Below are 24,394 nucleotides of genomic sequence, written 5' to 3'. Positions count from 1 at the left end.
CATGCAGGTGCTGCTGGCCAGCCTGTTGATGGCAGCAACCTGGGCCGTCGCCGCGCAATCCACGGACGCTGCTGACAACGAACCTCCACAGGCGCGATTGCTGGCACGCGCTTATGGCCTGGGCCCACTCGGTCCAAGCTCGCCTGGTGGTGAGGTCGAGGTCGAGATCCGTTTGCGCGGGCCTGCCATCCGTATTGATTTCCGCGGCGACAATGCGCCCGATGCATGGCTGACCACCCAGGGCCAGCGCGGCCGGGCATGGCTGGTGAGCGAGCGCGGCAACTACACGCTGCCGGTCGCCGACGCCAGTGGTCCCTACTGGTACGATCCTGCCGCCCCATGCCACACGATCGGAGGGCGCTGCTCTCCCGCACCCGGCGAGTTCATCCTGGGTCGCCTCGCTGCCGGCTGGCGCTATGACAATGCGCAGGGCCCTGATGGCACCACCTCCGGCACGTTGTGGATCGATACCCGCACGGGCCTGCTGCTGGGTTACCGCGGACGCACCGGCAACCAGCGTACCGAACGCGGCCTGCGGGTTACCGAGGTCACTTTCGATGAGGTGCCGTCGAGCCTGTTCGACCCGCCCGCCGGATTGCGTCGACGCACGCAGGATGCGGCGAACTGAGCGAGGTGGTTGCAGTGCCGACACCGTGGCGCGGGAGGTCTCACTCTCTCCGCGCCGGTAGATCCACGCAGCGCGTGGATCCACCGCTGGCCCGCCCCCCTTAGAAGCCTACCCGCAGGTTGATCTGCCCGCCGACATCGCGGCGGCCATCACCGTGCTGGCCCTGCACGAACATCGACAGCTGGCTGTTGCGACCCAGGCCGACCGCCACGCCGAGCTGGCTGACCAGCGCATTGCGTGCCATCACCGCGCTGTAGACATCGAAGGCATCGCCACCGACCGCGAAGCGGTTGCGGCTGGCCACATCGGTGTCACCCGATGCATGCTGCCAGCCCAGGCCGACGGTCAGCTGCGCCGGGAAGCGCGCGCCGCTACCCACGTCCCAGCGGCCCCGCACGCCCACCGTGCTGACGTTGAGCGTGTCCTTGCCGCCTTCCAGCACCAGTGCGGCACTGCCACCCTGCTCCAGCGCACGATCACTGTCGACCCAGTGCCGGGTGAACTGCACGTACGGCTGCAGTTGGGTCCTGCCATGGGTCCAGGTCCAGCTGCCTTCGACCTGGGCGATGGTAACGTCCGAATCCTGGCGGCTGTACAGGGTCTGGCCCAGCAGAGGCACTTCACGCGTGGTGCGCGTGCGGTAGTCACCGCGCGACACGCTGCCACCGACCGCAAAGCCGTTGTTCCACTGTCCCTGTGCATACAGGCCGAACGTGTTGCCGCGCAGGCGGGCGCGCGAACTGCGATCGTACAGGCGCGTATCCAGCCGTTCGTTGCCGGCCGCCGCACCCAGCACCACGTGTTCACCCAGCTGCCAGTCCACACCCGCCATCACCGCATTGCGGTTGGAACGGATCTCATCGCCATTGCCATCGCCATCCTGCTTGAACACCTTGCCGCTACCAGCCAGCCAGGCCGAGGCACGCTCACCACGCACGGTCGGCAGCTCACTGCCCAGGCGTTGGCGGATGCCCTCTTCCAGATAGTTGTCGTACAGCAGCACCGCGCGGCTGGCCGCGTGCACTTCGCCGGAGAGCTGGTCGAATGCGCTGCGCGCAGTGCTGGCGTCATACAGCAGCACCGTGTTGTACAGGCCCAGCGCCGCGCCACTCTGCGGCAGGCTGTCCAGCGCCGCAGCGGTGTTGTACTGGTTGCGCGTGTTGGCCACGGTGGTGAACGCCGCCGTCTGCGCCACGTCGATCTGCAGGTTGGCGGTGTTGGCGGTGTAGACCGGGGTGATGGTCAGGAAGGCCGACGGCGAGTTCGCCGAGGCGAACTGCCCGCTCACCCCACCGCCCGCGTTGATCACCGTGTACTGCTGGCCCTGCTGGTAGCTGGTGCTCGGCGAGATGGTGTTCACCTTTACGGTGCTGCCACCCACGTTGGCGCTGCCGCCCACCTGTACCGTATCGCTGCCGCTGGCACCCAGATCGATGCCCAGCGTGCTGCCCGGCGACAGGGTCAGGTTGCCACCCACGGTGATCGTGCCGGTGCCATTGCCTGTGCCGCTGCCGTTGCCCGGGCCATTACCCGGCGACAGCACGCCACCACTGGACACCGTCACGCCACCGCCGGTGCCACCAATGGTGCCGGTGCCGGACAGCGTGGTACCGCTGCCGATGGTCCACTGGCCGCCGATGGTGCCGGTGACATTCAGGCCGCCGCCGGTGACCTGGCCGGTACCGTTGAAGCCACCACTGTTGCCGCCGAGGTTCAGGCCACCGGGGCCGGCCTGCACGATGCTGCCGCCGCCGCTGATGCTGCCGCCCAGCGTGGTGGTGCCACCGGTGTTGATCACCAGGCCACCGTTGTTGGTGATGTTGCCGGTGATCGCGCCGCTGGCCCCACCGTTGCCGACCTGCACCGTGCCACCGGCGTTGATGGTGGTGCCACCGGTATAGGTGTTGTTGCCGGTCAGGATCACGGTGCCGGTGCCGGCCTGGGTCAGGCCGCCGCTGCCGCTGATGGTGCCGCCGACGGTGGTGTTGCCGCCCACGTTGAACACCAGGCTGCCGTTGTTGCTGACGTTGCCGGTGATCGCACCGCTCGCGCCACCGTTGCCGACCTGCAGCGTGCCGCCGGTGTTGATGGTGGTGCCGCCGGTATAGGTGTTGTTGCCGGCCAGGACCACGGTGCCGGTGCCGGCCTGGGTCAGGCCGCCGCTGCCGCTGATGGCGCCGCCGACGGTGCTGTTGCCACCCACGTTGAACACCAGGCTGCCGTTGTTGACGACACTGCCGCCGATCGCACCGGTCGCGCCGCCATTGCCAACCTGCAGCGTGCCACCGGCGTTGATGGTGGTCGGGCCGGTATAGGTGTTGTTGCCGGTCAGGGTCAGCGTGCCGCTGCCGGCCTGGGTCAGGCCGCCACTGCCGCTGATGGTGCCGCCCAGCGTGGTGTTGCCGGCCACGTTGGACAGCAGCGTGCCATTGTTGGTGACGTCACCGACGATCGAACCGGTCGCACCGCCATTGCCCAGCTGCAGCGTGCCACCGGCATTGATGGTGGTACCGCCGGTGTAGGTGTTGGTGCCGGTCAGCAGCAGCGTACCGCTGCCGGCCTGGGTCAGGCCGCCACTGCCACTGATGGTGCCGCCCAGCGCGGTGTTGCCGGCCACGTTGGAAATCAACGCACCGTTGTTGGTGATGTCGCCGGCGATGGCGCCGGTTGTACCGCCATTGCCCACCTGCAGCGTGCCGCCGGCATTGATGGTGGTACCGCCGCTGTAGGTGTTGTTGCCGACCAGGGTCAGCACCCCGCTGCCGGCCTGGGTCAGGCCACCACTGCCACTGATCGCGCCGCCGACGGTGGTGTTGCCCGCGACGTCGAAGACCAGGCTGCCGTTGTTGGCGACATTGCCGGTGATCGCACCGGTGGCACCGCCATTGCCCACCTGCAGCGTGCCGCCGGCATTGATGGTGGTACCGCCGGTATAGGTGTTGTTGCCGGTCAGGGTCAGCGTACCGGCACCGGCCTGGGTCAGGCCACCGGTGCCGCTGATGGTGCCGCCCAGCAAGGTGTTGCCGGCCACGTTGGACACCAGCGCACCGTTGTTGGTGATGTCACCGACGATCGCGCCGGTCGCACCGCCATTGCCCACCTGCAGCGTGCCGCCGGCATTGATGGTGGTACCGCCGGTGTAGGTGTTGTTGCCGGTCAGCACCAGCGTGCCACTACCGGCCTGGGTCAGGCCGCCGCTGCCACTGACCACCGCGCCCACGGTTGCCGTCGTGCCCAGGTTGTAGACCAGGCTGCCATTGTTGGTGATGTCGCCCAGCACCGAGCCGGTGCTGCCGCCGTTGCCGATCTGCAGCGTGCTGCTACCATTGATGGTGGTGCCGCCGGTATAGACGTTGTCGCCGCTCAAGGTCAGCGTGCCGGTGCCGCTCTGCACCAGGCCACCAGTGCCACTGAGCACACCGCCGAAGGTGGTGCTGCCGTTGTTGCCGCCGGTGGTCAGGGTCGCACCGCCCAGCACCACGCTGGATCCGGTCACGCCGGCCAGGCCACCGATGCTCTGGCTGCCACCGGCACTGATGTCCAACGTGCCGGCACCGGACAGGTTCACCGTGCTGGCACCGGACAGGCTGCCACCGGCCGCCACCGCCAGCGTGCCGCTGTTGATGGTGGTGGTACCGGTGTAGGTGCTGGCGCCGCCCAGGGTGACGGTTGCCGCGCCATCTTTCAGCAGGCCGCCAGCGCCGCTGATCGGGCCATTCAAGGTCAGCGCGTTGCTGCCCGCCAGGGTCAGCGTGCCATTGGCCAGCTGCACGGTGTTGGCCAGGGTCAGCGCGCTGGTGCCGTCCAGGCTGGCGTTGCCGCCCACGGTCAGCGCGCCGGTGCCCAGCGAACCGTCGTTGCCCAGCAGCAGGCCACCGGCATTGAGGGTCACGCCGCCCATGAAGACGTTGACGCCAGTCAAGCCCTGGATGCCTGCGCCGTTCTTTACCAGGCCACCGGCCCCTCCGATGGTGCCGGCGAACGTGGTATTGCCCACGCCATTGAGGGTCAGCGTGCTGCCGCCCAGCGCAACGGTCGAACCCGCCACGCCTGCCAGCGAACCGATCGCCTGCGCACCACCCGCGCTGATGTCGAAGGTGGTACCGGCATTGGCCAGGTTCACCGCACCGGTCGCCGCCAGGCTGCCACCGGCGCCGATCGCCAGCGTGCCGGCGTTGATGGTGGTACCCCCGGTGAAGGTGTTGGTGCCGGTCAGCGTCTGGGTCCCCGAGCCTTCCTTGATCAGGCCACCCGAGCCGGCCAACGAACCACTGAACGTGCCATTGCTGGCATCACCGATCGTCAGCGTGTTGGCCCCCAGGTTCACCGTACCGTTGCCGACCAGTGTGCCGAACTGCTGCGTGCCGCTGCCCGCCGACAGATCGAAGGTCGCACCCGAGGCCAGGTTGACGATGCCACTGGCGTGCAGGCTCGCGCCAGCGCCCAGTGCCAATGTACCGGCGTTGATGTTGGTGCCACCGGTGTAGGTGTTGGTGCCGTTCAGGGTCAGCGTTGCGGCTCCCTCCTTGGTCAGGCTGCCGGTGCCGCTCAGGTTGCCGTTGAGGGTGAGGTTGTTGCTGCCGAGGACGGTCAACGCGTTGTTGAGGGTGAAGTTGTTGGCGAGGGTGACCGCTGTGTTCGAATCGAGCGTCGCAGCGCCCGCGACCGTCACCGCACCGGTGCCCAGCGCAGCATTGTTGCCGACCACCAGGCCGCCGGCGTTGAGCGTTACGCCGCCGCTGAAGGTGCTGCCGCCGTTGAGCGTCTGCACGCCTGCACCGTTCTTGACCAGGCCGCCGTTGCCACTGATCGCACCGCTGAAGGTGCTGTCCACGGTGCCGCCCAGGGTCAGCGTGCTGCCACCCAGCGCCACCGTGCTGCCGGCGACGCCGGCCAGCGAGCCGATGGCCTGGTTGCCCGCCGAAATGTCGAACGTGCCGGCACCGGCCAGGTTCACCGCGCCGGTCGCGGCGAGGCTGCCACCCGCGCCGATCGCCAGCGTGCCGTTGTTGATGGTGGTACCACCGGTGTAGGTGTTGGCACCGCTCAGGGTCACGGTGGCCGCACCGTCCTTGACCAGGCCGCCGGTACCGGAAATCACACCGCCCAGTGTCAGCGCCTGGCTGCCAAGGAGGTCGAGGTTCGCGCCCGCTGCGAGCCCGATGTTGTTGGCCAGGTTGACGCCTGTCGATGCGTCCAGCGTCGCGTTGCCGCCCACTGCCAGCGCACCGCTGCCGAGCGCAGCGTTGTTGCCGACCACCAGGCCACCGCCGTTGAGTGCGACGCCACCACTGAACAGATTGGCGCCTCCCAGTGTGAGGACGCCGGCGCCATTCTTGACCAGGCCACCGGTGCCGGAAATCGCGCCATCGAAGAGGCTGTTGCCCACACCACCGAGTGTCAGCGTCTGTGCACCCAGGCTCACCGTCGAGCCCGCCACCCCTTTCAACGAGCCGATGGTCTGGTTGGCCCCTGCGGTGGAGATATCGAAGCCGGTGCCTGCAGCGCTCAGCGTCACCGCGCCGGTGGCTGCAAGGCTGCCGCCCGGACCAATCGCCAGCGTACCGGCAGTGATGAAGGTGCCGCCGGTGTAGGTGTTGGCACCGGTCAGCGTCTCGATGCCCGTACCGACCTTGGTCAGGCCACCCGTGCCTGCGATCGAGCCACTGAAGGTGCCATTGGTGGCGCCGCCGACTTCGATCGAGTTGGCGCCGAGGTTCACCGTACCGTTGCCGACCAGGGTTCCGAACACCTGCGTGCCGCTGCCGGCAGACAGATCCAGCGTGGCACCTGTGGCGAGGTTCACGGTACCGCTCGCCGCCAGGCTGGCACCGGCCCCCAGCGCCAGCGTGCCGGCGTTGATGTTGGTGCCACCGGTATAGCTGTTGATGCCATTCAAGGTCAGCGTCGCGCTGCCGTTCTTGGTCAGGCTGCCGGCACCGGAAAGGACGCCGTTGAGCGTCAGTGCGTTGGTCCCGAGCACGGTCAGCCCGGCGTTGAGCGCGATGTTGTTGGCCAGCGTTGCCAGGCCGGTGGTATCCAGCGTGGCAGCACCGCCGACCGTCAATGCACCGGTGCCCAGCGCCGCGTCATTGCCGAGTACCAGCCCGCCTGCATTGAGGGTCACGCCGCCGCCAAAGGTGTTGGCACCGGACAGCGTCTGTACGCCCGCGCCCACCTTGATCAGCCCCCCGCCGCCACTGATCACGCCGTCGAACGCGGCGTTGCCGGCCGTACCGAACGTCAATGAGTTTCCGCCCAGCGCCAGCGTGCTGCCGCCCAGACCATTGAGTGCGCCGATGGTCTGGCTGCTGCCGGCACCGGAGATATCGAAGCCGGCGCCCGCGCCCAACGTGACGTCACCCGCCGCGGCCAGGCTGCCGCCCGTGCCCAGCGCCAGCGTGCCGGCATTGATGGTGGTACCGCCGGTGTAGGTGTTGGCACCGGACAGCGTCAGCGTGGTAGCGCCGTTCTTGATCAGGCTGCCATTGCCGCCGACCACGCCCGACAGCGTCAGCGCATTGCTGCCCGGCACCGTCAGTGCAACGCCCGAGCCCAGCGTGACCGCATTGCCGAGCGTCACTGCCGCGCCCGCATCCAGCGTGGTGCTGGTATTCACCGCCAGCGCGCCGGTACCAAGCGCACCATCCGCACCGACGACCAGGCCACCACCGTTCAGGGTCAGGCCGCCAGCGAAGGTGTTGGTGTTGTTGAGGGTCAGCAGGCCCGCACCGTTCTTGACCAGGCTGCCATTGCCGGCCACCACGCCACCGAGCGTGACATCGTTGCTGCCGCCCAGCGTCAGCTGCGTGCCCGCACCGAAGTTCACTGCATTGGCCAGGTTCAACGCCACCCCGCTGTCCAGCGTGGTAGTGCCACCGATGCCCAGCGCACCGGTGCCGAGCGCGCTGGCATTGCCGAGGATCAGGCCACCCGCGTTGAGTGCAACACCGCCACTGAAGGTGTTGGCACCGGACAGCGTCTGCACGCCGGTACCCGTCTTGACCAGGCCGCCAGTGCCACCGATCACGCCGGCAAAGCTGCCGTTGCCGGCGCCGCCAAAGGTCAGCGACTGCGCGCCCAGCGCCAGCTGGCTGCCTGCGACGCCGTTGAGTGCGCCAATGGTCTGCGCGGCACCGGCTGCGGAGATGTCCAGCGTCGCACCGGCGCCGGCAAGATCCACCGCACCGGCCGCGGCAAGGCTGCCACCGGCCCCCAGCGCCAGCGTGCCGGCGTTGACGGTGGTGCCACCCCCGAACGTGTTGGCGCCAGACAGCGTGAGGCGCGCCGCGCCATCCTTGATCAGCCCGCCGGCGCCGAACACCGGACCGGTCAGCGTCAGGTCATTGCTGCCCAGCACGGTGAGGTTGGCGCCGGCGGCGAGGCCGAGGGTGTTGCCCACCGAAAGCGCCGCAGTGGCATCCAGCGAAGCGTTGCCGCCCACGTCCAGCTGGCCGGTACCCAGCGCCTGTGCGTTGCCAAGCTGCAGTACGCCCGCGTTGAGCCCGACGCCCCCGCTGAACGTATTGGCGCCGTTCAACGCCAGTGTCGCCGCACCGTTCTTGACCAGCCCGCCGGTGCCGCTGATGACGCCCCCCAGCGACACGTTCTGGCTGCCCAGCAGATCCAGCACCGCACCGGCGCCGAGGTTGACGCTGTTGGCCAGGTCCAGCGCCACCGAACTGTCCAGCGTGGTATTGGCCCCCACCGACAATGCACCGGTGCCCAGCGCGCCGGCATTGCCCAGCAGCAGGCCGCCGCCGTTGACGGTCAGCCCGCCACCGAAGCTGTTGGCGCCATTGAGAGTCAAGGTGGTGGCACCGTTCTTCACCAGCCTGCCCGCACCGGACACCACCCCACCCAGCGTGATCGACTGCGAACCCGGCAGCGACAACGCGGCGCCTGCACCCAGTGCCACGTTGTTGCCCAGGTTCAGCGGCGCACTGCCGTCGAGCGAGACGTTGCCACCGATGCCCAGCGTCCCGGTGCCGAGTGCGCCGCTGTTGCCCAGCAGCAGGGCGCCAGCGTTCGCGCTCAGTCCACCACTGAAGGTGTTGGTACCGTTCAAGGTCAGTGTCGCCGCGCCGTTCTTGACCAGGCTGCCGGTGCCCGTGATGTTGCCGGCCAGGGCCAGGTTCTGGCTGCCCGGCAGGGTCAGGGCCGCGCCGAGGTTGATCGCATTGCCCAGGTTCAGCGCTGTCGTGGCATCCAGCGAACCGTTGCCGCTGACCGTCAACGCCCCGCTGCCGATCGCACTGCTGTCGCCCAGCAGCAGGCCACCCGCCGTCAGATTCACGCCGCCACTGAAGGTGTTGGCGCCGCTCAGCGTCTGCACGCCGGTGCCCTGCTTGATCAGGCCACCGGTGCCGCCGATCACGCCGGCGAACGTCTGGTTGGTGGCATCACCGAAGGTGAGCGTGCTGCTGCCCAGCGTCACCGTGCTGCCGGCAATACCGGACAGCGCGCCGATGGTCTGGTTGCCGCCGAGCGAGATGTCCAGGTCCGCGCCAACGCCGGCCAGGCTGACCGCACCGCCGGCGGCCAGGCTTCCGCCGCTGCCCACCGCAACCTTGCCGGCATTGATCGCCAGGCCGCCGGTGAAGGTATTTGCGCCACCCAGCGTAAGCGTGGCTGCACCGTTCTTGACCAGGCTGCCGGTGCCACCGATGGCGCCGCCCAGCGTCAATGCGTTCGAGCCCAGCACATTGAGCGAGCCACCCGCGCCCAGCGTGATGCCATTGCCGACCGCAAGCGCCGCGCTGGTGTCGAGCGACACCACGCCACCAACATTCAGCGCACCGGTTCCCAGTGCTCCAGCGTTGCCCAGCACCAGGCTGCCGGCATTGAACGCCACGCCGCCGCCGAAGGTGTTGGCGCCATTGAGCGTCAGCGACGACGCACCGCTCTTGACCAGGCCACCGGCGCCACCGATCACGCCGTTGAACGTCAACGCCTGGTTGCCGAGCAGATTGAGGCTGGCACCCGAACCGAGGTTGACCGCGTTGGCCAGTGCAAGCGCCCCCGTGGTTCCATCGAGCGTCACGTTGCCGCCGACACTGAGCGCACCGCTACCCAGCGCAGCAGCATTGCCCAGCAGCAGGCCGCCGCCGTTGAGTGCCACGCCGCCGCTGAGGTTGTTCACGCCCGACAAGGTCTGCACGCCGGTGCCCAGCTTGACCAGGCCACCCGTGCCTGCGGCGAACGTACCGCTGTAGCTGGTATCGCCCAGCCCCGCGAGGGTGAGCGTGTGGCTGCCCAGGTTGACCGAACCGCCGAGGCCCGCCAGCGAACCGATGGTCTGGTTGGCGGCCGCCGACAGGTCCAGGGTGGTACCGACGCCGACCGTGATCGCGCCGGTGGGTGACAGGCTGCCGCCCGCGCCCAGCGCCAACGCGCCTCCGGCCAGGTTGAAACTGCCGGTCAGCGCATTGGCGCCGTTCAAGGTGAGGGTGCCGGCGCCGCTCTTGGTCAGGTTGCCGGCACCGGAGATCGAACCGTTCAATGACAACGCATTGCTGCCCAGCAGGTTCAGCGAGCCCCCGCCATTGATCACCAGATTGTTGCCCAGGGTGAAGCCCGCCGTCGTATCCAGTGAAGCGCTGCCACCCACGGTCAGGTTGCCGCTGCCCAGTGCACCGGCATTGCCCAGCACCAGGCCGCCGGCATTGAGGTTGACGCCGCCGGAGAACAGGTTTGCGCCGCCGAGAGTAACGATGCCGGTGTTGTTGACCGTCAGCCCGCCAGTACCGGACAGCAAGCCCCCCAGGCTGAACGCATTGGTCCCTGCCAGGGACAGATTGCCACCAAGGCTGAAAGCGTTGGCCAGGTTCAGACCGGCCGTGGCAGAGGCGATGGCACCGCCGTTGGCGGTGAACAGCCCTGTGCCGAAGGAACCGGCATTGTTGAAATTGACCAGGCCATCATTGAGCGTGGTCGTACCTGCACCCGCCCACGCACCCTGCAGGTTCCAGGTGCCGCTGTTGACGGTGAGCTTCTGGAAGTTGAGGTACTGGTTCCAGCCCAGCGTGGTCACCGCTCCGCCGGTGCCGGACCCCGGACCGCTGACGACGTTCTGCAACACCAGCGTGTTGTTGGCCGCACCACTGCCGGTACCGGCGTCGACCGATCCCGCAGCCGCAACCTTTACCCCGGTGACACCGGTAATCACGCCGGCAAGAGCGCTGCCGCCGCCGCTCACAACGCTGGAACCCGACACTGCGGTGAAGGTGTTGCCGCCGGTTGAATCACCCAGGTGAACGCTGCCACTGACCGCCCCCGCATTGAGGAACGTGTTACCGCCAGAAGCACCCAGGCCGACGCGTCCGTCGATGGTGCCTGTGTTGGCCACATTGGCGGCTGCACCACCATAGGTCACCACCGTGGTCGCGTCGGAAACGCTGCCTGCACCGATCAGCGACGTGCTGATCAGGCCGGCGTTGTTGATGGTGGTGGTGCCGTTGACATTCTGTGCCACCAGCGCCTGTCCACCGAAGCCCAGCAGCGTTGCGATGTTGACGACACCCTTGATCTGTCCGCTGGCGTTGTTGTTGACGACGATCGCGCTGTTGTTGGCAGAACCATTGCCGATGACCAGGCCGGGCGAGGCGAGGATGATCGAGCTCGGATCGATCATGCCATTGTTGTTGACCGTCACGTTGTCGCCGGTCAGCGTTGCTGCGTTGCCGCCACCTACGATCGGCGGCGTACGCAGCAATGCACCCGCGTCGATGTTCAGCGTGAGGCCGTTGGTCGCGTTGGAGTAGTTGTTGATGCTGGTGGTGCTGTCGCAGTTTACGGTTGTGGTGCCCGTGCACGCTGCGAATGCCGATCCGCTGGCCAGTGTGGCGGCCAAAGCCGCCGCCAGCTGGTGCGCCCGCAATCGCGGCACCCGCCCTGCGCTGACCGCGCTTCCGCCGGGGTTCTGGGCGACCTCCGAAGCAACCTGCATTACCCCAAGGGCACGATTGAAAACCAGACGGTAAATGCGGTTCATCGGTAAATCTCCATGAAAAGACCGGATGGCACAGCTGGCAGGTTTTTTGGAGACAATGCGGCCCACCCCGGCTCCCCGAACGGGAACAAGGCCTGAAGGCATTAACTCCTGAAAATCTTCACATCTTCACGCGATCGCACCCGGGGACAGGTGCGCCAGCGCGTCCGTCAAGCCGAAAACTCCCCGATTTCGCCCGACGAATGGCGGCACTGTGCGACCGACGGTGCCAGCGGCATGTGAATCACGCGCGCTATTTTTATGACGTGCGTCAAATAACAGGGGCGGACAAAATGGTTTTGCCGAAAATGCATATTGCTGCATGTGGCGGAGAATCCATTCCCCGCCATGAGTAAATAAATTCAGCTGCTGGAGAGTTTCATCAGCACCAGGCCGGAAACGATCAACACCGCCGCACCGATCCGCATCGGGCTGACCTGCTCGCCCAGGAACACAATGCCAACCACGAACGCCCCGACCGCGCCGATGCCGGTCCAGATCGTATAGGCGGTTCCCAGCGGCAGGCTGCGCATGGCCACCGCCAGCAACCAGAAGCTGGCGATCATGCCGATGATGGTGACCACGGTGGGGGTGAGCCGGGTGAAGCCTTCGGACTGCTTCATGGACACGGCCCAGACAATTTCCAGCAGGCCGGCAAACAACAGATAGATCCAGGCCATGACGGCCCTCCTCTTGGTAGGGCCAGGCCGTCCTGGTCATTGGTTCCCGATGTGGGGGAGGTCGTTCCTCCTGGCCGGCATTCTAGCAACGGGGGTGGGTACCGGCCGCTGCCGCCGGGAGCGGGTTACAGCCGATTCAGTGCATGAAGCTGGCGTCGATGGGCCCGTCTGCGCTAGAATGCGCGTCTGCCATCGGCCAGCCCGATGTGCAGTCCGGCTGTGGTCTCCGGCGCGCCGCGCGCTGTTTCCCCTGATCCGTGAACTGGCCGCCCACCGGGCGGCCAACGTCTCTATGGTGGCCCCGTCGGCCCCTCGCGACGCTAGGTCGAAAACCCCGCCAGGGCCGGAAGGCAGCAACGGTATCGATCGACGCGGGCGCCGAGGTCAGCCGGCGGGGCCACCGCCTTTTCCACACTGGGCTCAGATCCCTTTGCATGGCAGAGGGATCTGACCCCGGCTTCGCATTCTTGGCCCGGCATGGCGCCGCGCTACCCTGCCTCGGGCGTGCCCTGGTGGAACACCATGCGCCATCTGTCCCCGTGCCGGCGCCACAGCGAACTGCGCAGCACCCAGTGCTGCAGCTGCCCATCAAGGTGATGGCGGCTGCGGTAGCGCACCTGGGCCAGGTCCTGCGACAGCAGCCAGACGGCGTACTGCTCCGATTCGATCTGCACCTGGGCACGCTCCAGCGGAATCTCCACCAGCGCGGCCGCACGGTCGTAGCACTGGCCGGAGCTGCCGATCTCGCTGAAATCCTCATCCAGCAATGCGGCCAGTTGCTCGCGGTCGGCACGCACCTGCGGCGCATGCAGTGCACGCTCCAGCGCCTCCAGCCCGGCAGCCAACGCCGCATCTGCGGGCTGGCCGGTACCGCTCACGGCGGGTCCTGGACCAGCACGTGCGGGGCGGTCGGGCTCGCCAGCGGCACGCACTGCCCCGGCTGCGCCACGCGGTGCCCACGCGCAGCCAGCGCCAGACCATCGGCCGCGCTGGCGTAGTGGTACAGCATCATCCGCGCCTGCAGTTCGGCGCTGTACTCACGCTCCAGATCGTCCACGCCGGTATGCGAGGGATTGCCGTGCAGGCCGCAATCGTGAGCGATCAGTTCGTTGTCACTGGCAAAGCGTGCCAGCATCTCCGGAATCGGCCGGGTATCGCCGCTCCAGGTCAGCGCGCCCTGCAGGCGCAGGCCATAGGCCGTCTCCGGCCAGTGGTGGCGCACCGGAAACACTTCCAGGCGCACGCCCTCGTGCCAGAACGCCTCGCCCACCACGATCAGCTGGAAGGCATCCCAGAAGTTCGCACCGCCCTCGGCCAGCACGTTCGGGTAATCCCCGATGCGCTTGTGCAGCAGCGGCACCACCGTGGCGGGCACGTACAGGCGCACCTTGCCGCGCCGGTGCGCATTGAAGAAGGTATCCACGAACAGGCGCTCGAAGCCGGCCACGTGGTCCAGGTGCACATGGGTGACGAACAGCGCCTGCGGCATCTGCCCGTAGTGCGCCTTGAACGCGGTCAGGCCTTCGCCACCACAATCGATGGTCAGCCATGGGCGCCCATCGCGCTCGATCACCGACATCGGCGACCCCAGCTCGACCGCCGACGCATTGCCGACGCCGAGGAAACGCAACGCCCAGTCCATCAGGTGCCCCGGTTCCAGGCCATGTCATAGGCACGGCGCAGCCGCGCGTAGTCCTTCTGCACGTCTTCCACGCTGCGCTCGCCGCGCAGCTTGATCAGCGAGCGCAGCAGGCGCTTGAGGTTGCGCTCGCGCCAGGCGGTCGCCGGGATGCGGATCACGCCGCGGTCGAAATCGATCAGCCAGCCATGGCCGCTGCCATCGAACAGGATGTTGTGCGCGTTGAGATCGGCATGGTCCAGGCCGGCACGATGGAAACGGGCAATCAGGCGCCCGGTCTCCTCCCAGGGAGCCCCCCGGCCGGCCACCAGTGCGCGGTCGGCCAGCGAGCGCACGCCCTCGATCCGCTCCATCAGGATCGCCGCCCGGTAGCGCAGGCCCTCGCGCATGTAGAACGCGGCGATCGGCCGTGGCACCGGCAGCTTTTTCTCGCGCAGGGCGCGCATCAGGCGGAATTCGGCGAAGCTGCGGGTCCGGTCCGAGCCGCGCCAGAGGTACTGGTCATGGCTGATACGGGCCGCCATGCCGCCGCGCAGATAGTGGCGCAGCACGCTGGCACCGAACGGCGCATCGACGAACCAGGCGCTGCCGCGGCCGCCCTCGCCCACCGGCCGGGCCCTGCTGCCCCAGTGCTGGGGCGAGAACAGGCCGATCTCGGCTTGCCGCAGCCGCTCGCGGTCGAACAGAATGGCCCCGATGCCGCGACCCTCGCGGCATGGCGTCAGCGCTTCATTGGCGTCGAATGCGACCATTTCATTGAGTCTAACAACACATGGCATCAGCGTCCTCCTCCTTGTGCCTCCTGCGCCTGTCCGCACTTGGCGATGTCACCCACGTGGTGCCCCTGGTGCGTACCCTGCAGGCCGCGCGCCCGGACACGCCGATCCACTGGATCATCGACAAGGTCGGCCACAAGCTGCTCGACGGCCTGCCCGGCGTCACCTTCCATGCCTACGACAAGAAGAGCGGCATGGCCGGGGTCAAGGAACTGCGCAGGCAGCTGCCGCCGGGGCGCTTCGAAGCGCTGCTGCAGATGCAGGTCGCGTTCCGCGCCAACCTGCTGTCGGCCTTCATTCCGGCCGAGCGCCGCATCGGCTACGACCGCAGCCGCTCGAAGGACCTGCATGGGCTTTTCATCAACGAACGCATTCCCGACCGTCCCGGCATCCATGTGCTCGATGCCATCGGCAGCTTCTGCGAACCGCTGGGCCTGCGCCAGACCGAGGTCAGCTGGGACCTGGCCGTGCCGCAGTCGGCATATGAGTGGGCCGCCGCGCAGTGGCACGACGATGGTCGCCCGGTGCTGATGATCTCGCCGTGCTCCAGCCACGTGCGCCGCAACTGGTACGCCGACCGCTACGCCGCCGTGGCCAACCACGCGGTCACGCGCGGCTGGCAGGTGGTGCTGTGCGGCGGCCGCAGCGAACTTGAGCGCAGCATGGCCGACGCCATCCAGGCACAGCTGCACACGCCGGCGCTGGACCTGGTAGGCAAGGACACGCTGAAGCAGCTGCCCGCCCTGCTGGCCCGCGCCAACCTGGTGATGACGCCCGATTCCGGCCCGATGCACATCGCCAACGCGATGGGCGCCAAGGTGCTGGGCCTGCATGCGGCCAGCAATCCGAACCGCAGCGGCCCGTACTCGGATCGTCGCTATTGCGTGGACCGCTACGACGATGCGGCACGCAAGTACCTCGCCAAGCAGGCCACCGATCTGAAGTGGGGCACCAAGATCGAGTTCGACGATGTGATGGAACTGATCACCGTGGAAGACGGTATCGCTGCCTTCGAACGCTACGTCGCCGACCACCTGGGGTGAGCGGCAGGCCGCCCGGGATTACACGCGCTGCGCGTAATCCTGATAGGACTTCTCCTCCACGTACGCCGAGCCCAGCGCCAGGTTGATCGCCTTCTTGATGCGCGCGCGTTCGTCATTGCGCAGGTACACGCTGCGCGCCAGGTCGATGAAGCCCTGGTCGAACGCCTGCGCCTTCTCCTTCAGCCGGATGTCGTCCTCGATTTCCCACAGCTGCTCGTTGACCACCTTCAGCTCGGCACGCAGCCTGGCGATGTCCTTCACGGCCGCCGGGTGTGCCATCCAGGTCTGCTCCAGCGCCGACAGCTCCCTGCGCACGTTGGCCAGCTTGCCCTCGTCGCTGATGCGCTCGGACTTGATCTGCAGGATCGAAATCTTGTCCAGCAGCTCGCCGAAAGAAACGGGAACGAGGATTTCAGCGGTCATGGGGAAAAGCTCCAGCAGGTGATGCGTACATGGTAACCCGCAGCGTCCGCACGGATATCCCCGGTAGATCCACGTCATGCGTGGATGAGCCTGCCAGCAGGAACAGCATCCACGCACCGCGCGGATCTCAGTGATGCATCTGGAGGACCAAGCCCCTCTGTTGAGGGGCTGCCCCGACAGGGGCGGGGAGAGGCCGGCAAAGGGAGGGGCCCACGCGTTGCGCAGCAACGTGTGGGGCGACGCGCAGAGCGCGTCGCGTCCCGCGCCAGATAAAGAAAAAGGGCTGCCTTTCGGCAGCCCTTTTTCTTTATCTGGCGGAGAGGGGGGGATTCGAACCCCCGAGGCGCTATAAACGCCTGCCTGATTTCGAGTCAGGTACATTCAACCACTCTGCCACCTCTCCGGGTGGTCCCCGGCGGACCGGGGACGCGCATCATACGAGGAAGTCAGGCCGACGACAAGTCATTCCGGTCAATGAAGTGAAAATTTCCTGGATGCATGCCTTGCCGGATGCCCGCAGCCCCCCGATGATGCCTGTCTCCCCAGCAATACCCCGCCCCTGCACACCATGATCGAATTCGGACACCTCACCCACCCCGGCCTGCGCCGCGAGCTCAACGAAGACACCTACTACGGTGACAGCGAGCTGGCCCTGTGGCTGGTGGCCGATGGCATGGGCGGCCACGCCTGCGGCGAGGTGGCCAGCGCGCTGGCGCGCGAAACCATCGTGCGCGAGATCCGCCGTGGCGCGCCGCTGGCCCAGGCCATCCGCACCGCCGACGAAGAGATCATCCGCGCCTCGCGGCGGCGCAACGACACCCTGCCGATGGGTACCACCGTGGTCGCCGCACGCGTGCAGGGCAATCGCTATGAAGTGGCATGGGTCGGCGACAGCCGTGCCTACCTCTGGCGCGACGGCCAGCTGGCACAGCTCAGCCAGGATCACAGCGTGGTGCAGGAACTGGTCGCGCAGGGCAACCTGACGGCCGAACAGGCACGCGCGCATCCACATCGCAACGTGGTCACCCAGGCGCTGGGCGTCACCGATCCGGCACATCTGAACGTGGCCACCACCAGCGGCGAGTTGCGCCCTGGCATGCAGCTGCTGCTGTGCAGTGACGGCCTGACCGAGGAAGTGGACGACCGCGGCATCGCCCGCACCCTCGCCTTCGAGGATGCAAGCGCACAGGAATGCGTGGACACGCTGGTCGCCGCCGCGCTCGACGGCGGTGGCCGCGACAACATCAGCGTGATCCTCGTGCGCTGCCATTAACCCGTAGATCCACGCCATGCGTGGAGGCGGTAGTGCCGGCCGCTGGCCGGCTCACCGGGAAACGTGTTCACGCAGATGCCGGCCAGCGGCCGGCACTACCTCTTCCAGGCATTACGCGCTGGCGGGCTCTTCCACCTTCGGCCCATCCCACAGTGCGTGGCCGGCCTTCTTGCGCAGCCGCTCCAGCCGCGCGGCATGCGCTTCCAGCTCCGACGGCGTGGCCACTACGCGCGGGCGCGGCAGCAGCTTGCTGGTATCGAAGGCCTGCAGCGCCGCACCGGCGCCACCGCCATCGTCATCCCCCAGGCCGAATCCGATCTCTTCCTGCCCCGAGGTCAGCGCGATGTACACGTCACCCAGGATCTGCGCATCGAGCAGGCCGCCGTGCAGCGCACGGTGCGAGTTGTCAACGCCCAGTCGCTTGCACAGCGCATCCAGCGAATTGCGCTGGCCCGGGAAGCGCTCGCGCGCCATCACCAGGGTATCGATCACCGTGCAGCGATCGGTGATCTTCCCGTACTGCGGGCCCAGCAGCGACAGCTCGTTGTCGAGGAAGCCCAGGTCGAACGCCGCGTTGTGGATGATCAGCTCGGCGCCATCGATGAAGGCCAGGAACTCATCGGCGATCTGCGCGAAGTCCGGCTTGTCAGCCAGGAACTCCAGGGTCAGGCCGGTGACTTCCTGCGCGCCCTGTTCGAACTCGCAGTCCGGCTTGATGTACTGGTGGTAGTTGTTGCCGGTCGGGCGGCGCTTGAACAGCTCCACGCAGCCGATTTCGACGATGCGGTTGCCCTTCTTCCATTCCAGGCCGGTGGTTTCGGTATCGAGGATGATCTGACGCATGGGCTCAGTTTACCGGGCTGGCGTCGCGGATCTGGATGGCCGCGTTGCGCGCCAGCGTATCCACCCGCTCGTTGTCCGGGTCACCGGAGTGGCCCTTTACCCAGCGCCAGTCGATCTGGTGCCGCAGCGTCGCGGCATGCAGGCGCTCCCACAGCTCGCGGTTCTTCACCGGGTCGCCACCGGCGGTCTTCCAGTTCTTGCGGATCCAGCCGGGCAGCCACTGCGTCAGGCCCTGCCGCACGTACTGCGAATCGGTATAGAGCACGATGTTGCAGGGCTCGGTGAGCGTCTCCAACCCGGAAATGGCCGCCATCAGCTCCATCCGGTTGTTGGTGGTGTGCGCTTCGCCGCCGCTCAGTTCACGCTCGTGGCCCTTGTAGCGCAGCAGCGCAGCCCAGCCGCCGGGGCCGGGATTGCCAAGGCAGGAACCGTCGGTGTGGATTTCGATGGTTTTCAATACAACTCCAGATCAGGTGGCAACGGTGCCGAGCCAACGCACCGGCAACGGTTTCGGCCCGGGCAGGGCCAGCGTGCGCTTTTCAGCATGGAACAGGCAGGCCGCGCGCAGCGGCGCCCAACCGCCCGTGCGGCGACTGCCTGCACCGCGCCAGAGCGGGCCGAGGTAACGCATATCGTCGCACTCCAGCCCGTGGCGGCCGAGCAGCAGGCGGATCCGCTGTGGCGTGCGCACCACCAGTCCGTGCTGGCGCCAATGCGTGCGGTAAGGGCTGAACGGGTTGAGGCTGCTCAGCCACAGGTGGCCGCCCGGCATCAGCACGCGCTCGCACTCGTCCAGCAGTCGCTCCGCATCGCCCGCGGTCACATGCTGCAGCACGACCGCGTTGACGCTCTCGCTGGCCAGCGGCAGCGGCAGCGCACAGCGGGTGTCGCCGGCATAGCCCTGGCCCTGCCGGAACAGCCGCAGCCCGCGCCCGCCCAGCTGCGCATCCTCCAGCCAGGCCGCACTCGGTGCGATCCACAGCCAAGGCTGCGTCGGCAGGACGGACAGCTGCGGCAGCAGCAACTGCCGCTCCAGCACGCGCAAGGAGCCCGCCGGTTCAGTGTCGAACCACGGGGCCTGGCTCGCTTGACGGGTGCTCTGCAGCGCGGGCATGGTCCAATTCTATGCGACTGACTGCCCTGCCCGCATTTGCGGACAACTACATCTGGACGTTGATCGACGACGCTGGCGCCGCCGTGGTCGTCGATCCCGGCGATGCCGCGCCGGTGCTTGCGCTGGCCGATCAGGGCCTGCGCGTGGACACGATCCTGCTCACCCATCACCACGATGACCACATCGGTGGCGTGCCCGCGTTGCAGGCACGTTTTCCCGGTGTACGGGTCATCGCGCCCGTCGAGGAGCGCATCCCTGCAGCGACCGAGCGGGTCGGCGAAGGTGAACGCGTTCAGGCACTGGGCCGGACGTTCCACGTACTATCCGTGCCCGGGCATACCCGCAGCCACATCGCGTTTCACACTGCTGAACATCTTTTCAGCGGAGATTCGTTGTTCAGCCTGGGCTGTGGACGCCTGTTCGAAGGTACGCCGTCCCAGCTGCTGGCATCGATGCGCAAGCTGGGTACCTTGCCCGCGCAACTGCTGCTTTGTTGCGCCCACGAGTACACCGTGTCAAATGCCGTCTTCGCGCGGCATGTCGACCCCGCCAACGCTGCCCTGTGGCAGCGCCAAGAGGAGGCTTTGGCCATGCGCCGCGATGACCGTTCCACCCTGCCGGTAACCCTGGCCAACGAATTCGACTGCAATCCGTTCCTGCGTGTGCACACGGCGCCGATCCGCGCGGCAGTGTCGGCGCACCTGGGCCGCGACGTCGTTGACGACGTCGACGTCATGGCCGGTCTCCGGCACTGGAAAGACGGCTTCCGCGCATGATGCGCCGAAGTCTGCCGCTGGCCCTGGGCCTGGTCCTGGGGCTGGCCGGAACCGCCGGTGCCCAGTCGCTGGGCGCGGGCATCGGCCAGAACCTGGCCGCCGCGGCGGCCCTGCCGCTGGATCCGGCCGCGTTGCCGGCCGCGTCGGTCCGCAATGGCCAGGAGATCTTCTCCAGCTTCCGCGACGGCCTGGCCGAGCCCACCTGCAATGCCGAGGCCACCAGCCCGCGCTGGCAGAAGCAGTTCGCCCACGCCCCGTCGCGCCTGGCCAACCAGGATGACGATGCGCTGGTGCTGTTCGGCTACGTGGTTGAAGAGCTGCGCAAGGCCAACCTGCCTACCGAATTCGCACTGATCCCGTTCGTGGAAAGCGGCTACCGGCCCAATGCCCGCAATGGCAGCGGCCCGACCGGCCTGTGGCAGTTCATCGCCACCACCGCGCGCAACCACCGCGTGCCCATGGCCAACGGCTACGACGGCCGCCTGTCGGCGGTCGATTCCACCCAGGCCGCAGTGCGCTACCTGAAGACCCTGCACGGCATGTTCGGCGGCGACTGGCGCCTGGCCACCATGGCCTACAACGCCGGTGAGTACCGCGTGTTGCAGTCCATGCGCAAGGCCGGCATGAACGCGCAGAACGCCAAGCCGTCGGCGCTGCCCGGCCTGTCGCCGGTCACCCATGCCTACGTCGAGAAGCTGCATGCCCTGGCCTGCGTGCTGGAAGACGTGGAAGACCAGCCGGGCGTGATGGCCTCGCTGGACCGCACCGTGCCGGTGCTGAAGGACCACACCCTGCCCGCCGGCACCAGCGTCCAGCAGTGGGCCGCACAGCGCGCCCTGGACCCGGCCAGGATCGCCCGCCTCAACCCCGCCCTGGCGGGCGGTGGCCGCGCCTCGTCGGGTACCACCCGCGTGCTGGCTCCTGTCTCGGCTGCCAATGCGACGGTGGCGGACACCGCATCCGCCTTGGTCGCCAGCGCTGCGCCGGTCGCCACCGCAGCACCGACGCCGCAGGTGGCCAAGACCGTCGCCGCGATCGCTGATCGTCCGCGCAGCCGCCGCCACACCGTGCGTGATGGCGAGTCGGCCTGGACCATCGCCCGCCGCTACGGCATGCCGGTCAAGGCCCTGTTGTCGCTGAACGGCCTGAGCGGCAGCAGCGTGCTGAAGCCGGGCGCCGTGCTGCGCGTCGAAGACTGACGCGTAGGCCAGGGCCCTCCTGTAGAGCCGAGCCCATGCTCGGCTTTTTTCTTGCCTGCGACTTGTCGGGGTTCATGACCAGCCGAGCACGGGCTCGGCTCTACAATTCGATTTCCAGCAGCGCCCGCACAAAAAAAGGCCCGGCAGTGCCGGGCCTTTCTCATGGATGCAGCCGCAAGGCTTACAGGTTCGCCTCGGTGGTCTGGATCACGAACTTCTTGCGCATCGCCTCGATGTAGGCCTTGGCCGCGGCCATGCCATCGATCTGGCTCAGCTGTTCCTTCAGCTGCTTCTGCTGCTCTGCAGTCACTTCCTTGATGTCGCCCGGATTGACCTTGTTCACCGCGAACAGCAGCGCGTGGCCATTGACGTCGACCTTGCCATAGCTCGGCTTGCCTTCGGCCGGCACCGGCGCACTGAAGATCGCGCGGTTGATTTCCGGGGTCGGCACCGGCTGGCTGCGCGGCAGGCCCGGCATCGGGCTCAGCTGAAGCTTCTCGCTGGCGGCCAGCGACTGCAGGGTGGCACCCGCCTTCAGCTTGGCCAGGATCGCATCGGCCGCCTTGTCGCTGGCCTGGCGCTGGCGGTCAGCGCGGATCGCGGCGATCACCTGGTCACGAGCCTTGTCCAGCGGCAGGGCCTGTTCCGGGGTGTGCGCAGCCACGCGGATGACCACGCTGTGGTTGGTCGCGCCCCCCAGGGCGATCGGGTCACTGGCGGTGCCGTCCTGCACCAGCACGTCGGAGAACGCCGCACGCAGCACGGCCGGGTCAGCGGCAATGCCACTGGCGGTCGCGCGGGTGATCGGGCCCAGCGTCTGCAGCGGCAGGTTCACCTCCTTGGCGGCAGCGGCCAGGTCGCTCGGGCTCTTGTTGATGGCATCGACCAGGCGACCGGCCAGCTCGTTGAAGCCACGCTCACCGTCGGCCTTCAGCTGTTCGGCGGCCAGCGTGTCACGCACTTCCTCGAACGACTTGCCCTGGCCACCGCGCACAGCGGCCACCTTGATGATGTGGTAACCGAACTCGGTCTTCACCGGGCCGATCACATCACCGGTCTTGGCCGCAAACAGCGCGTCCTCGAACGGCTTCACCATCGCACCGCGCTCGACCCAACCCAGGTCCCCGCCCTGGTCCTTGGAGCCCGGATCTTCCGAATTGGCCTTGGCCAGCGCGCCGAAATCGGCACCAGCGGCCTTGGCTTCGGCAGCGATCTTGTTCGCCTTCGCTTCTGCACCGTCACCGGTGATCAGGATGTGCGAGGCCTGGCGCTGCTCCGGCGAGGTGAACTTCGCCTTCTCGTCTTCATAGCGCTTGCGCAGGGTGGCTTCATCGGCCGCCGCCGGTGCCGGCAGGTTCGCGCCGTTGATCTCGACGTACTCCAGCGACACGCTCTCGGCCTGGCGGAAATCCTTGCCGTGGCTGTCGTACCACTGCTTGATCTGCTCATCGGTGACCGGCGCGGTATCGGCCGGTACGGGCGGCAACGCGGCCAGCTCGACGTCGCGGGTTTCGCCCAGCAGCTTCAACAGGCGCTCGGTCTCTGCCTGGGTGACGAAGCCGGAGCTCTGCAGGCCCGACGGAATCACCGACTGCTGCAGGCTCTCGCGCACCAGCTCCTGGAACTGGGTCGGCGTACGCGGCGGGTTGCCGCCGGCCAGGGCCAGGCGATAGTTGTTCTCGTTGAACTTGCCGTTCGAATCGAGGAATGCGGGCATGGTAGCGATGTACTCGCGCACCGCGCCGTCGCCGATCACCACGCCTGCCTGCTCACCGACCAGGCGCACGACCTGCTCGTCGATCAGCTGATCGAGCACGGCCATCTTGTTCTCGGTGCTCTCGAACGCGCGCGGGTCGAAGTTGTCGCCCTGCTGCTGGCGCTCACGCATGCGCTCCTGCTCGAAACGCGTGCGGAAATCCTGCGAGCTGATCTCGTGGTGCTGCCACAGCATGCGCACCGGCCACCACGACGGCGCCGAACGCCACCAGGTCGGCGGCGCGGAAACCTTGGCCACGTTCTGTGCGCCAACGCCACCGAGGTAGCTGTTGTCGATCACGAACAGGAACGGAATCATCAGCAGCCCCAGGATCACAGTGACGATCCAGCCTGAGGTCTTGTCGCGGAGTTTCTGCAGCATGGTGAGGAATCACAAGGCCTTATTGGCGAGCCCGGCAGTGTAACCCGCTTCGCCGCAGGGACCAAAAGCAGCGCCAGCGCGGCCTGCGCCCACATCGGCAGGCATGCGCCATCCGCGTGTCGGCCATTTCCACCATGGCGCAAAGAAAAAGCCCCCGGCTTGCGCCGAGGGCTTTTGAAGTTGGCGGAGCGGACGGGACTCGAACCCGCGACCTCCGGCGTGACAGGCCAGCATTCTAACCAGCTGAACTACCGCTCCGCGCTTGAACTTTGCAGGCGCCCAGTATATCCGAAGACTGTCTGGAAACCCAGCCCGATGAACACTTTTTTCAAAGTTTTTTCACAGGGACTTAAGAATTCTGCAATGGCGGAGCGGACGGGACTCGAACCCGCGACCTCCGGCGTGACAGGCCAGCATTCTAACCAGCTGAACTACCGCTCCGTTCTTGCAAAAACCTTTTCGCCTTCCTTCCGAACCTGTCGGTGAGAAGACAAGCCCCCAGCTTCAGGCCGGGAGCCTCGATGTAATGGCGGAGCGGACGGGACTCGAACCCGCGACCTCCGGCGTGACAGGCCAGCATTCTAACCAGCTGAACTACCGCTCCGCGTTGTTACCTTTTTTGCTTTCAGCCGGCCTGGACCGGGAGAAAACAAAGCCTCCAGCTTTTGGCCGGAGGCCTCGTTGAATGGCGGAGCGGACGGGACTCGAACCCGCGACCTCCGGCGTGACAGGCCAGCATTCTAACCAGCTGAACTACCGCTCCACACTCAAACTTTTACCGCGGTGCTGTGGTGGGTGCTGAGGGTTTCGAACCCCCGACCCTCTCCGTGTAAAGGAGACGCTCTACCGCTGAGCTAAGCACCCCAGCGAGCC

The 24,394-nt window shown here is 67.2% G+C and carries 15 protein-coding genes, 6 tRNA genes and 1 other RNA gene; 6 read left to right on the top strand and 16 right to left on the bottom strand.

Features of this window, described 5'->3' with window-relative positions; genetic code table 11:
- Position 1: 1 nt before the first annotated feature.
- Complete coding sequence (locus tag AC5P8R_RS09800) at positions 2 to 628, top strand: hypothetical protein (protein WP_032958203.1); 627 nt, start codon at positions 2 to 4, stop codon at positions 626 to 628.
- Positions 629 to 728: 100 nt separating this feature from the next.
- On the opposite strand, the gene AC5P8R_RS09795 is transcribed toward AC5P8R_RS09800, so the two are convergent.
- Complete coding sequence (locus tag AC5P8R_RS09795) at positions 729 to 11,621, bottom strand: autotransporter-associated beta strand repeat-containing protein (protein ID WP_495223325.1); 10,893 nt, start codon at positions 11,619 to 11,621, stop codon at positions 729 to 731.
- A gap of 359 nt (positions 11,622 to 11,980) precedes the next feature.
- The gene (locus tag AC5P8R_RS09790; RefSeq protein WP_005415486.1) at positions 11,981 to 12,298 is read right to left on the bottom strand and encodes a DMT family transporter; all 318 of its coding nucleotides are present in this window, start codon (positions 12,296 to 12,298) and stop codon (positions 11,981 to 11,983) included.
- A gap of 301 nt (positions 12,299 to 12,599) precedes the next feature.
- Here AC5P8R_RS09790 and ffs point away from each other — a divergent pair.
- Positions 12,600 to 12,696, top strand: an RNA gene (gene ffs / locus AC5P8R_RS09785) — signal recognition particle sRNA small type.
- Between the two features lie 90 nt (positions 12,697 to 12,786).
- On the opposite strand, the gene AC5P8R_RS09780 is transcribed toward ffs, so the two are convergent.
- The 3 genes from AC5P8R_RS09780 to AC5P8R_RS09770 are packed head-to-tail and all read right to left on the bottom strand — an operon-like array spanning position 12,787 to position 14,689.
- On the bottom strand, positions 12,787 to 13,176 hold the full coding sequence (locus AC5P8R_RS09780) for a nuclear transport factor 2 family protein (RefSeq protein WP_049440697.1): 390 nt from the start codon (positions 13,174 to 13,176) through the stop codon (positions 12,787 to 12,789).
- Positions 13,173 to 13,940 carry an MBL fold metallo-hydrolase gene (locus tag AC5P8R_RS09775; RefSeq protein ID WP_014646162.1) on the bottom strand — a complete coding sequence of 256 codons (768 nt, stop codon included), beginning with the start codon at positions 13,938 to 13,940 and terminating at the stop codon, positions 13,173 to 13,175. The genes AC5P8R_RS09780 and AC5P8R_RS09775 overlap by 4 nt, the downstream gene beginning before the upstream one ends.
- The gene (locus tag AC5P8R_RS09770) at positions 13,940 to 14,689 is read right to left on the bottom strand and encodes a 3-deoxy-D-manno-octulosonic acid kinase (protein ID WP_032958195.1); all 750 of its coding nucleotides are present in this window, start codon (positions 14,687 to 14,689) and stop codon (positions 13,940 to 13,942) included. Before AC5P8R_RS09770 ends, AC5P8R_RS09775 begins: the two co-directional genes overlap by 1 nt.
- Positions 14,690 to 14,709: 20 nt before the next feature.
- Here AC5P8R_RS09770 and AC5P8R_RS09765 point away from each other — a divergent pair, with 20 nt between their 5' ends.
- Positions 14,710 to 15,756: a glycosyltransferase family 9 protein gene (locus AC5P8R_RS09765; RefSeq protein ID WP_046429133.1), complete on the top strand. Its 1,047-nt coding sequence runs from the start codon at positions 14,710 to 14,712 to the stop codon at positions 15,754 to 15,756.
- 18 nt (positions 15,757 to 15,774) lie between these two features.
- Here AC5P8R_RS09765 and AC5P8R_RS09760 read toward each other — a convergent pair whose 3' ends face one another.
- Both AC5P8R_RS09760 and AC5P8R_RS09755 read right to left on the bottom strand, forming a co-directional pair.
- Positions 15,775 to 16,179, bottom strand: a complete 405-nt coding sequence (locus AC5P8R_RS09760; protein ID WP_014646159.1) for a DUF6165 family protein — start codon at positions 16,177 to 16,179, stop codon at positions 15,775 to 15,777.
- Between the two features lie 312 nt (positions 16,180 to 16,491).
- A tRNA-Ser gene (locus AC5P8R_RS09755) sits at positions 16,492 to 16,582 on the bottom strand.
- A 165-nt stretch (positions 16,583 to 16,747) separates the two neighbouring features.
- Here AC5P8R_RS09755 and AC5P8R_RS09750 point away from each other — a divergent pair.
- Positions 16,748 to 17,452: a PP2C family protein-serine/threonine phosphatase gene (locus AC5P8R_RS09750; RefSeq protein ID WP_014036153.1), complete on the top strand. Its 705-nt coding sequence runs from the start codon at positions 16,748 to 16,750 to the stop codon at positions 17,450 to 17,452.
- Positions 17,453 to 17,563: 111 nt separating this feature from the next.
- Here the strand turns inward: AC5P8R_RS09750 and dnaQ are convergent, their stop codons facing one another.
- Genes dnaQ through AC5P8R_RS09735 form a run of 3 tightly spaced genes read right to left on the bottom strand, consistent with a single transcriptional unit; the run spans position 17,564 to position 19,409 of the window.
- The gene (gene dnaQ / locus AC5P8R_RS09745) at positions 17,564 to 18,295 is read right to left on the bottom strand and encodes a DNA polymerase III subunit epsilon (RefSeq protein ID WP_014036152.1); all 732 of its coding nucleotides are present in this window, start codon (positions 18,293 to 18,295) and stop codon (positions 17,564 to 17,566) included.
- A gap of 4 nt (positions 18,296 to 18,299) precedes the next feature.
- On the bottom strand, positions 18,300 to 18,752 hold the full coding sequence (gene rnhA, locus AC5P8R_RS09740) for a ribonuclease HI (protein ID WP_014646157.1): 453 nt from the start codon (positions 18,750 to 18,752) through the stop codon (positions 18,300 to 18,302).
- Between the two features lie 12 nt (positions 18,753 to 18,764).
- Complete coding sequence (locus tag AC5P8R_RS09735) at positions 18,765 to 19,409, bottom strand: methyltransferase domain-containing protein (protein WP_041863105.1); 645 nt, start codon at positions 19,407 to 19,409, stop codon at positions 18,765 to 18,767.
- A gap of 11 nt (positions 19,410 to 19,420) precedes the next feature.
- Between AC5P8R_RS09735 and gloB the strand changes: the two genes are divergently transcribed.
- Both gloB and AC5P8R_RS09725 read left to right on the top strand, forming a co-directional pair.
- The gene (gloB, locus tag AC5P8R_RS09730; protein WP_014646155.1) at positions 19,421 to 20,185 is read left to right on the top strand and encodes a hydroxyacylglutathione hydrolase; all 765 of its coding nucleotides are present in this window, start codon (positions 19,421 to 19,423) and stop codon (positions 20,183 to 20,185) included.
- Positions 20,182 to 21,384, top strand: a complete 1,203-nt coding sequence (locus AC5P8R_RS09725; protein WP_046429131.1) for a lytic transglycosylase domain-containing protein — start codon at positions 20,182 to 20,184, stop codon at positions 21,382 to 21,384. The genes gloB and AC5P8R_RS09725 overlap by 4 nt, the downstream gene beginning before the upstream one ends.
- 181 nt (positions 21,385 to 21,565) lie before the next feature.
- Here AC5P8R_RS09725 and AC5P8R_RS09720 read toward each other — a convergent pair whose 3' ends face one another.
- The 6 genes from AC5P8R_RS09720 to AC5P8R_RS09695 form a co-directional block, all read right to left on the bottom strand.
- Positions 21,566 to 23,521, bottom strand: a complete 1,956-nt coding sequence (locus AC5P8R_RS09720; RefSeq protein ID WP_495223324.1) for a peptidyl-prolyl cis-trans isomerase — start codon at positions 23,519 to 23,521, stop codon at positions 21,566 to 21,568.
- Between the two features lie 181 nt (positions 23,522 to 23,702).
- A tRNA-Asp gene (locus tag AC5P8R_RS09715) sits at positions 23,703 to 23,779 on the bottom strand.
- Positions 23,780 to 23,885: 106 nt separating this feature from the next.
- Positions 23,886 to 23,962, bottom strand: a tRNA-Asp gene (locus AC5P8R_RS09710).
- A gap of 86 nt (positions 23,963 to 24,048) precedes the next feature.
- Positions 24,049 to 24,125: transfer RNA gene (locus tag AC5P8R_RS09705), tRNA-Asp, on the bottom strand.
- A gap of 82 nt (positions 24,126 to 24,207) precedes the next feature.
- Positions 24,208 to 24,284 (bottom strand) — tRNA-Asp (locus tag AC5P8R_RS09700).
- 26 nt (positions 24,285 to 24,310) lie between these two features.
- A tRNA-Val gene (locus AC5P8R_RS09695) sits at positions 24,311 to 24,385 on the bottom strand.
- Between the last annotated feature and the right edge of the window lie 9 nt (positions 24,386 to 24,394).

It is taken from the genome of Stenotrophomonas sp. YJH_SMC_73, from assembly GCF_059370155.1.
The sequence above is the reverse complement of the archived record's forward strand: the minus strand, read 5'-3'. Positions and strand labels throughout refer to the sequence as shown.